The 10,472-nt window shown below is 59.8% G+C and carries 5 protein-coding genes; 1 reads left to right on the top strand and 4 read right to left on the bottom strand.

The annotated features are described in order from the left end of the window. Nucleotides 1–76 precede the first annotated feature (76 nt). The 4 genes from astD to NTD87_RS02775 all read right to left on the bottom strand — a co-directional run bounded on the left by astD (nt 77) and on the right by NTD87_RS02775 (nt 5,122). Nucleotides 77–1,546, bottom strand: a complete 1,470-nt coding sequence (astD, locus tag NTD87_RS02790; RefSeq protein ID WP_262111718.1) for a succinylglutamate-semialdehyde dehydrogenase — start codon at nt 1,544–1,546, stop codon at nt 77–79. After that, nucleotides 1,543–2,568 carry an arginine N-succinyltransferase gene (gene astA / locus NTD87_RS02785; RefSeq protein ID WP_262111714.1) on the bottom strand — a complete coding sequence of 342 codons (1,026 nt, stop codon included), beginning with the start codon at nt 2,566–2,568 and terminating at the stop codon, nt 1,543–1,545. Before astA ends, astD begins: the two co-directional genes overlap by 4 nt. Nucleotides 2,569–2,666: 98 nt before the next feature. Beyond that, nucleotides 2,667–3,686, bottom strand: coding sequence for an arginine/ornithine succinyltransferase subunit alpha (gene aruF / locus NTD87_RS02780; protein WP_262111713.1), 1,020 nt, complete (start codon nt 3,684–3,686; stop codon nt 2,667–2,669). 215 nt (nt 3,687–3,901) lie between these two features. Beyond that, the gene (locus NTD87_RS02775) at nt 3,902–5,122 is read right to left on the bottom strand and encodes an aspartate aminotransferase family protein (protein WP_262111712.1); all 1,221 of its coding nucleotides are present in this window, start codon (nt 5,120–5,122) and stop codon (nt 3,902–3,904) included. Nucleotides 5,123–5,429: 307 nt separating this feature from the next. Here NTD87_RS02775 and NTD87_RS02770 point away from each other — a divergent pair, with 307 nt between their 5' ends. Beyond that, entirely contained in the window at nt 5,430–10,463 is a 5,034-nt protein-coding gene (locus NTD87_RS02770; RefSeq protein ID WP_262111710.1) for a dermonecrotic toxin domain-containing protein, read from the top strand. The last annotated feature ends 9 nt before the right edge of the window (nt 10,464–10,472 follow it).

The following is a 10,472-nucleotide window of genomic DNA, read 5'->3' as shown; positions in this document are numbered from 1 at the left end:
GCGGCCTGCGCGAGCGGGCTCGCTCCCACAGGGATTTCATCGCCCTTGTGGGAGCGAGCCTGCTCGCGATTGGGCATCACGCCATTTTTATGCCTGGGGTCAGGGCGGCCGGCAAGGTCAGGCTCGGGGTTTCCAGCGAGGCCACCGGGTACGCGCAGTAATCCGCCGCGTAATAGGCACTGGCGCGATGGTTGCCCGAGGCCCCCACACCGCCGAACGGTGCGCTGCTCGCAGCACCCGTCAGTTGCTTGTTCCAGTTGACGATACCGGCGCGGCTTTCCAGCCAGAACTGCTGATAACGCGCTTCGGAATCCGACAGCAAACCGGCGGCCAGGCCGTATTGGGTGTCGTTGGCTTCAGCGATCGCTGCTTCGAAATCAGCATAGCGAATCACTTGCAGCAACGGACCGAACAGCTCTTCGTCAGGGCGATCGGCGACTGCGCTGACGTCAAGAATGCCTGGGGTCAGCAACGCGGCGTTGGCCTGTGGCTGGGTCATTTCCAGCAGCGACACGGCGCCGTTGGCCAGCAAGTGTTCTTGCGCGTCCATCAGTGCTTTTGCGGCCGCCAGCGAAACCACCGAACCCATGAACGGTGCCGGTTGCTGATCAAACGCGCCGACTTCGATCGTCGCGCTGACCGCTACCAGACGCGCCAGCAGCGTATCGCCCCAGGCGCCTTGCGGCACCAGCAAACGGCGGGCGCAGGTGCAACGCTGTCCGGCAGAAATGAACGCCGACTGAATAATGGTGTACACCGCCGCATCGAGGTCTGCGACCTGATCGACCACCAGCGGGTTGTTGCCGCCCATCTCCAGCGCGAGGATCTTGTCCGGACGACCGGAGAACTGCGCGTGCAGGTGGTTGCCCGTACGGCTGGAACCGGTGAAGAACAGACCGTCTAGCCCTGAATTGGCCGCCAGCGCGATCCCGGTTTCACGCGCGCCTTGCAGCAGGTTCAGTACGCCAGCCGGCAGACCGGCTTCGATCCAGCACTTGACCGTCAGCTCGGCGACTTTCGGGGTCAGCTCGCTTGGCTTGAACAGCACGCTGTTACCGGCCAGCAGTGCCGGAACGATGTGACCGTTCGGCAAATGCCCAGGAAAGTTGTAAGGACCAAACACCGCGACCACGCCGTGAGGCTTGTGGCGCAGCACGGCGGTGGCGTCGCCCAGCGGGCCGCTCTTCTCGCCGGTACGCTCGCGGTAGCTCTGCACCGAAATGGCGATCTTGTTGACCATGCTGGTCACTTCAGTCGCCGCTTCCCACAGCGGCTTACCGGTTTCTTCACCGATGCAGTGAGCCAGTTCGTCCGCATGTTTTTTCAGGCTGGCGGTAAAGGCTTCCAGCACGCCGATGCGATCTTCCAGGGAACGTTTGGCCCAGGCCGGGAACGCCTGACGTGCAGCTTGCACGGCGCTGTCGACCTGAGCGGCGCTGGCGCCCTGCCCCGACCACAGCACGTGCTGGGTCACCGGGTTCAGCGACTCAAAAGCCTCACCCTGGCCAGCCAGCCATTCACCAGCAATATAAAGCGAATTCATTATTTCGACTCCCGAGCAGCAGACAACGGCACGGCACGTACTTGATCGCCGGCATTGAGTTGAAGACGTTTGGCGGTCAGTTGGTCGACCACCAGGGTACCGGCAGCAAAGCGTGCTGGCGCGGCAGTGATCCGGCAGTCTTCGCGTTTGCGGTTGTGAATCAAAAATGGCGTCGCGTCGTCACCTGGGGTGCCGATGGCCAGCACCAGCGCCTGACTGTCGCGGACCGCACGGATCTTGCCGGTTTCGCATTCAACGGCCGGGCCTGCGTCGAAGATATCGACGTAACCCTGGTAGCTGAAACCTTCGCTCTTGAGCATCGCCAGCGCCGGCTCGGTGTCTGGGTGAACCTGGCCGATCACGCTGCGTGCGTCTTCAGAGAGGAAGCAAGTGTACAGCGGAAACTTTGGCATCAGCTCGGCGATGAACGCCTTGTTGCCCACACCGGTCAGGTAGTCGGCCTGGCTGAATTCCATTTTGAAGAAGTGCCGACCCAGGCTTTCCCAGAACGGCGAGCGCCCGGCTTCATCGGACACACCACGCATTTCGGCGATGATCTTGTTGCCGAACAGCTGCGGGAATTCAGCGATGAACAGCATCCGCGCCTTGGCCAGCATGCGGCCATTGAGACCGGTGCGGTAATCGGCGTGCAGGAACAACGAGCACAGCTCGGAATTGCCGGTCAGGTCGTTGGCCAGGAACAGCGTCGGGATTTCTCGGTAGATGTTCAGCTCTTGCGATGCGCTGACGGTCAGACCGACCCGGAAGTTGTACCAAGGCTCACGCAGGCCGACGGCGCCGGCAATGGCGGAGATACCCACCACGCGACCGTTATCGTCTTCGAGCACGAACAGGTAGTCCGCGTCGCCGCGCCCCGCTTCGCCGCGAAAGGTCTTTTCAGCCCAGCCAACACGATGAGACAGACGCTCTTCGTTGGCCGGCAAGGTGGTCAGGCCGGTGCCGGTGCTGCGGGCCAGGTCGATCAGAGCGGGTAAATCGCTGCTGCGTACGGGACGAACGATCATGCTATCTCCTCAAACGGGCCGCTTGCGCCACCCGTGAAACTCGCTGCTTTCCAGGATTCTTTCCAGGCACTCTTTCTTTATAGGCACGGCGGCAGGCGTTAAACCGCTACCAGGCGCACGCTGGCACCTTCACCGACGCCCAGGGCCTCGGCTGCTTCAAGATCCAGCGTCACCGGTTTGCCCGGCGCATAGTCCAGCTCGAGCAATACGGCGCGGTAATCCTGCAACTGGGCGTTGGCCACCAGGTACTGACGACCGGCGCCTTTGACAGGTTCACCAATCTTCACCGGCACTACACGGCTCTGGGCGATCGAACGGATCCCCGAAACACGTGCGTGCAGCGTTGGGCCACCGTCGAAAATGTCGATGTAATGATCGGTCTCGAAGCCTTCGCGCATCAGGATGTCGAAGGTGATCTGCGCACGCGGGTGTACCTGGCCCATCGCCTCTTGGGCAGAGTCCGGCAGCAACGGCACGTAGATCGGGTAATGCGGCATCAGCTCAGCGAGGAACGTCCGGCTCTTGAGCCCGCACAGACGCTCGGCGGCGGCGTAGTTCAAGTCGAAGAAGTTACGACCGATGGCGTCCCAGAACGGCGAGTCGCCATTTTCATCGCTGTAACCGACGATCTCGGTCACCACCGAATCGGCGAAACGCTCCGGATGGCTGGCGACGAACAGCAGGCGACCGCGGGAATTGAGTTCCGACCAGGCCGACCCCACCAGCTCCGGCAGCATGTAGAAGCTGGTCAGCAGACTGTTGCCGGTCAGGTCGTGGCACTGGGAGAGCACGTGGATCTTGTTATGAATCTTCAGCTCGCGAGAGGCGTGCACGAAGGTTTCATTACGGAAGCTGTAGAACGGCTCGGAATAACCGGCCGACGCGACGATGGCCGAGCAGCCCGCCAGTTTGCCGGTGGCGGTGTCTTCAAGGACGAAGAAATAACTTTCTTCACCGTTGAAGCTGACTTCGGCGGCGAACGAGGCTTCGGACGCGGCGATCTTGTCGCTCAGGCGTTCGACATCATCCGGCAAGGAAGTGACACCAATCGGGCTGTCCGCAGCCAGACGCTGTACCTCGCCCAGATCAGCCATTTGCGCGGGGCGCATCACCAGCATGGTGTCACTCCTTTCTCGAAAAACACACAGAGGAAAAAAAGGCCGGGCCGATCCTTGAGACACTGTGGGAGCGAGCCTGCTCGCGATGGCGTCCTGTCAGACAACAATGATGTTGGCTGTCAGGCCCTCATCGCGAGCAGGCTAGCTCCCACCTGGATCTTGCCCGGACTAAAAATTTGGTTCGACGCCTGAATGATCAGGCGTCGATGTCACTATCAGGCTTGAGTCAGTTTGGCCACGGCGCGTTCGAAACGCTCCAGACCTTGCTCGATGTCCGCGTCTTCAACCACCAGGCTTGGCGCAAAACGAATCACGTCCGGGCCGGCTTGCAGAATCATCAGGCCTTCTTTTTCAGCGGCATTGAAGATGTCCTTGGCCTTGCCTTTCCAGGCATCGCTCAACACGCAACCGAGCAGCAGGCCCAGGCCACGCACTTGAGTGAACAGGCCGTACTGGGCGCCGATCTGCTCCAGGCGGGTCTTGAACAGATCGTGCTTGGCTTTGACACCGTTCAGCACTTCTGGGGTGTTGACCACGTCGATGACCGCTTCAGCCACGGCGCACGCCAATGGGTTGCCGCCGTAAGTGGTGCCGTGGGTGCCGACCACCAGGTGTTTGGCCAGGTCTTCGCTGGTCAGCATCGCCGCGATCGGGAAACCACCGCCCAGGCTCTTGGCACTGGTCAGGATGTCCGGGGTCACGCCGTAATGCTGGTAAGCGAACAGCTCGCCGCTGCGGCCCATGCCAGTCTGTACTTCGTCGAAAATCAACAGCGCGTTGTGCGCGGTGCACAGCTCACGAGCGCCTTGCAGGTACGAAAGCTCAGCGGGCAATACGCCGCCTTCGCCCTGGATCGGCTCCAGTACTACCGCGCAAGTCTTGTCAGAAATGGCGGCTTTGAGCGCTTCCAGATCATTGAATTTTACGTGAGTGATACCGGTGATCTTCGGACCGAAACCATCGGAGTACTTCGACTGGCCACCGACGTTCACGGTGAACAGGGTACGGCCGTGGAAGCTGTTGAGCGCGGCGATGATTTCGTACTTCTCGGAACCGAAGCGATCGTGAGCCACACGACGGGCCAGCTTGAAGGCGGCCTCGTTGGCTTCGGCGCCAGAGTTGCAGAAGAACACACGCTCGGCAAAAGTCGCGTCAATCAGCTTATGGGCCAGGCGCAGGGCCGGCTCATTGGTGAACACGTTGGACACGTGCCACAGCTTGTTCGCTTGTTCGGTCAAGGCACCGACCAGCGCCGGGTGGGCGTGGCCCAATACGTTAACCGCAATCCCGCCTGCGAAGTCGATCAGCTCGCGGCCAGACTGGTCCCAAACGCGGGAACCGGCGCCACGCACCGGAATGAAAGCGGCAGGCGCGTAGTTGGGAACCATTACCTGGTCGAAATCGGCGCGTTGTACCGCAGCGTGCTCAACGGACATCGGAGTCTCCTGATGAGAAACACCCGCCTGAAACTGGCGAGCGATGGGGGGATTGTAAGGACAGTTTTCAGCCCGGCCTTGCCGCCAAGCGACAACTTCTTATAGCGCAAACCCCGTATTTGAACGGGTTTACGGCAATGCGACAAATAGCGTCGCAAAGGCGCAGTTTAAACTGCTGGCACAGGTTATAGGCAGGCTTGTCGAGAACTAACTCATCCCGGTTTGACGAGGGCGGTAATCATGTAACACCTGCCGCTTGCGTGCGTGAGTTTTCCTAGGCGCCTCTTAAACGCGAACGGCCCCACCCATGAGCCTCACAAACGAATCCCCAAACGCCACGCTTCTCGACCTACTGCCGCCCTTCAGACAGGACGTTCACTATCAGCACCTGATGAGCGTCATTCCTCCGTGGCTGACCCAGGCAACGCCGCAAAAGCGAGAAACCTTACGCAAGGTCAAACCGCGCCTGCCCATCGGGCTCAAGGACGCGCCCCAGAACCAGCACGCCGAATTATGCAAACTCAACGCACAACACTGGACAGCGCAGAACCGTGTCGATCAGACCCTGGCACATTTACAGAACGCCAGCACATTCGCCGAGCCACTGCTTCATGCCGCGATCAAGGAACGCTTTGGCCTGGAACTGGACGTCAGCAACACCTTTTTGCGTCTTTACATCCCGGCGAACATCCCCTGGCTGCGACTGAAATCGGGGGCGGCACGCATCTGGACGGTTTCCCTGCTGGATGCCGCGCTGCACAACTTCGAAAGCAGCGAGACCGAGGACGACGCCTTTGAGCCCGCCTCGACCTATATCAGCGCCCCTTCCACCACGGGACAATTCAGTGAACTGCCGCATATCCGGCAAACCATGCCTATCGCAGCGTTTACCGAACTGTGCCGGGAACTGGACATCGGCGATCGCTACAAAACCTACCTCGAAGACAATCTGGGGGTCAGCAACAAACTGGTCGCCGCCATCCTGCAACCCAAGGTGCGCGACAGCCAGAAAGCCGCACTCATCGCCGCCCTGCATCTGGCGAGTATGCAAAACAACCTGGGCGCAGGCATGCAGCAACTGATCCTGGGAATCGCCGACGGCGTGCAGCACCTGCGCCTGCACGGACAACAGTGGCTTTGCCACGACCTGACGATCATGAACGCCCGCCTGACCGGGATCGTACTGTTTGCCCCGAATCTGGAACACGCACGTGAAGCGGTTCCGGTGGTGGCCTACATTCCCGACGACCCCGAACACCCGATCAAGGAGTACCCCACTGCCAGCGCATTCGCCGAGGCGTTGATCCAGCGCCTGCGCAGTCACGACTACCAGAGGTTTTTCAGTCGCTTCATCGACCATGAGGATCGCGGGCACTTCTTCGCTCAGTTGAACAACCGTCTCACCCCCTTCACCTGGCAACCGGTTCAAGCGGGTGACCCGCGCCCCACCTGGAGAGAAAACCCGACAGAGCGCCCCGATCTGCAACTGGCTGCAACGCCAATCACCGGCAATCTGTGGATTCATCTCTACCAGCGAAAGCTCGACAAAATCCTCAACGATGCCCGCGTCATCGCGGTGTCCACCGCCACTGTCGACCAGCGGGTGCGATGGGCGCTATGGGATTCCTTCAGTGAAATTGCTTCGGCACTGCTCAACATTGCCGCCTTCGTCGCCCTGCCGTTCGTACCGTTTCTCGGCGAACTGATGCTGGCCTATATGGCCTACCAACTGCTCGACGAAACCTTCGAGGGCATCGTTGACTGGGCAGAGGGTCTGCCCCTTGAAGCTTTCGAGCATTTCATGGGGGTCGTTGAATCCGCTGTACAGCTGGGAACGTTTGCGGCGGGCGGCGCTATCGCGGCAGGTGAGTTTCGCGCGGTGCTACCCCGGGAAATCGTTCAGTTCATTGACCGCTTTAACATGGTGAAAACACCCAAGGGAGAAACCCGCTACTGGAAGCCCGACCTGGCCCCGTATGAGCATTCCGCTGAGCTGCCCAAGGATTCAACACCCAATGAACTGGGGCTGCACCGCCATCAAGGCAAGACCCTGTTGGCACTGGAAGACAAACGCTACGCCGTCATCGAGGATCCAGAAACCGGCCAGCATCGCATTGAACACCCCACTCGCCCCGAAGCCTACCAGCCAGCACTGAAACACAACGGTGCCGGAGCCTGGCAGACCGAGCTCGACCAGCCACTGAGCTGGGACCAGGCCACCCTGCTGCGCCGCATCGGGCCAGACATGGAGCGATTCTCTGCCGCCGAGCACGAACGCATGCTCACCATCAGCGGCTGCCACGAGAACGCCCTGCGCAAGGTGTATGTCCATGTCGACCGACTACCGCCGTTGCTGGCCGACACACTCAAACGCTTCAAGATCGATCAGGACATTCAAACCTTCATCGAACGGATCGGCAGCGACCGGCCGGAAGACTTCCTGAAGGCCGATCCGGTGACACAACTCGAGTTACTCAACGAAAACGGTTACTGGCCCGAAAACAAAGGGTTGCAGCTGATCAACGAAAAAGCGCAAACCCTCTGGCAAAGCCCCAACCCGGACGTGCCCGTCACGCAAATCAACGTCTCCAGGCTGAACGACGGCGACCTGCTCAAAACCTGGCTCCTGACACTTGAGGACAGGCAAATACGAACGCTGTTGAGCGAAGACTTCGGCACCCCCTCCCCCCGCCTCGAAACCCGGACTCGCACCCTGCGTCACACACTGGCAGAACTGGCCGACCGCAAGCGAGAAACCCTGTTCGACAATCGCTACCGCAAGCTCGAACGAGGCGCCCGTCCACTGGTGCAAAGAATCATTGATGCCGAACACGGCTTGCCAAAAAGTCTGGCCGAAGCCGTGCTCGATACCGCCAGCGAACAGGAACTGCAACAACTCCAGCGCGGCACACTGTCCAAACGGCTTGCCGACTTGACTCAAGAGGCCGGGTTACAAGTGCGCACGACACGCGCCTACGAGGGTCTTGAGCTGAAATCGACCGCCAACAACCTCGATACCGATCGACTGGCCTTGCACACGCTGGAACGACTGCCGGGCTGGTCGGGGCAACTGCGGCTCGAAATCCGGCACTACGCCTATGAAGGACGCCTGATCGACAGCATCGGCCAAGCGGACGCACCCACCCACAAGGTGTTGGTACTGACCGAACAAGACGCGTATCAGGCCTTTGACAGTGAAGGCCTGGAGCTCAGCGGTGCCGACACACCCTATTCCAGCCTGCTGAATGCGCTGCCAGATACAGAGCGCGTGGCGCTGAACATTCGAATCGGCGAAGGCGAAAGACTCAAACAGTTGATCCGCGAACATGCCCTGAACCGTGACGAGTTACGCTCGTTGCTATCGCAACACCCGATCCTCAAACCCGCTTACGACCCCAGCGTCATGCGCCTGCTGGGCGGCTCGAATGGCTATCGCCGTATGCCGACCAATACGCCGACCTTACAGGCCCGGACCCATATGCTGTTCCCCCATTTATCGCCCGAGGAGCTCCAGGCCTTTGTCGAACAATTGCAGCGCCATCCCGGCGGACCACGCGCCGAGCTTCACCGACTCACACTCGAGCACACACAACTCAACGACATCCTGAATCCCTGGATCGACAATATCCCGCTGTTTAGTCCTGACACCCAAGCCAGACTCACCACCGAGCAACTCGTCATTCAGAGACAAAGCCGTCGGCATTTCAGTAACGAGTTACTGGACTGCTGGCGACGACAAGCAACCCTTCCGGACACCCCCGATCAAAGGTTCGATATCAAGTTCTCCCGACCGATACTGGGCGAACTGCCGCAACTGAACATCAACTTTACCCGCGCGGACTCCCTGACAATGTATGGTCATAGCGCCACACGAGGCGTGCACCAGTTCCTGCGGAGCTTTTCCGGCTTGCGTCGCCTGTCATTACGCGACTTCAACCTGGGCCACCTCCCGGACACCTTCAGCCAATCGCCGCAGATCAACGAACTGATCCTCAGCGATTGCGCTATCACTCTCACCCCCGAAAGTCTGGCGACGCTGTCTGCGCAGAGCCAACTGATGACACTGGACCTGTACAAAAACCCGCTGGGACTTCTCCCCAATGTCGAAAACATGGCGAATCTGAACTACATCGACGTGGCGGACACCGGAATATCTGATTTCCCGACAGGTTTGCTGACCCGCCCACGCCTTCGAACCGCCTTGCTCAATGACAACAGGATCCAGGAGCTGCCCGCCGCTCTCTTCGAGCTGCCCAGCAACACCCAAAATGGCTTCGACCTGGGAGGTAACCCGATTTTCGCCGCTGACCGCGAACGGATAAAAATCCATTTCGTCCGAATCCGTCATGACCTCGGGGTCTTTGCCGAACAAGCTGATATTCGCCGAGCGCAAGCGCTTTACCCGCGAATGGATCAAGAGGAAGCCAGTGAGTTTGTTTACCTGTTGCCCGGCACTCTGACCGACGGCAGGACAGAACTGACACGCCTGGAAACCGAGCTCGAAACACTGAGAAACGACCTGTCAGCCTGGACAGCGGACATCCCGGCCGTGCATCCGGTCAGCGGCGTCCCCTTCACCGCTCAGCAGTTGCTGGAAGAACATTCGATCCGGGATGAATTCAATCGGATTGTAGAGCGTTGCTGGCGCCGGCAAACCGACCTGGACGAATTCAATCAGCATCTTCAGTCGACCTACGAACTGACCTTGCCGACCATCATCACCGGTGACCTGCCGGTGCTGCGCGCAGACTTCAGTCACGTCTCGCTGCTGTATCTGCACAGTGACGAAGGGCTGACCTCCGGAGTCGGGGGGTTTCTGCAAAGCTTCCCCCGTCTCAAGGGCCTGACCATTCGTAACTATCGACTGGGCAACGTACCCGAGGAGGTTTTCAGGATGGGCGATTTGACGGCATTGTCCCTGACCGATTGCCAGATCACCCTGACAACACAGACAACGCTGGGGCTGGCGCAGATGGACCGACTGGACTATCTGGATCTGAGCGACAACCCGCTGGGCATCACTCCGGACATCAGCCAGATGCCCCATCTCACGACCCTGTTGCTGAACGACACCGGCATCACCGAACTTCCACCGGGGCTGCTGCAATTCAAGGACATGGAAACGGTGGACCTGAGCGCAAACGCGATCACTCACATACCGACCGATATTCTGGAACTGCCGGTGGATGTCAGCGAAAGCATCAATCTGAGGGGTAACCCACTGTCTGAAGAAAGCGTGCAACGGCTGATCAGCTACTTCCAGCAGACAGGCGTCGATGCGGTCATTGACCAAGCAGAAATGGAGGTGTCATCGTCCGGGGACTCCGACGCCGACGAGTAATCGGCGCCA

This window comes from Pseudomonas sp. 6D_7.1_Bac1, assembly GCF_025465945.1.
In the GTDB taxonomy this organism is placed as follows: domain Bacteria; phylum Pseudomonadota; class Gammaproteobacteria; order Pseudomonadales; family Pseudomonadaceae; genus Aquipseudomonas.
This window is presented reverse-complemented; position numbering and strand designations above follow the sequence as displayed.

Coding starts and splice junctions, on each gene's coding strand:
- astA (WP_262111714.1), bottom strand. CDS start 2,568: ATGATCGTTCGTCCCGTACGCAGCAGCGATTTACCCGCTCTGATCGAC.
- aruF (WP_262111713.1), bottom strand. CDS start 3,686: ATGCTGGTGATGCGCCCCGCGCAAATGGCTGATCTGGGCGAGGTACAG.
- NTD87_RS02775 (WP_262111712.1), bottom strand. CDS start 5,122: ATGTCCGTTGAGCACGCTGCGGTACAACGCGCCGATTTCGACCAGGTA.
- NTD87_RS02770 (WP_262111710.1), top strand. CDS start 5,430: ATGAGCCTCACAAACGAATCCCCAAACGCCACGCTTCTCGACCTACTG.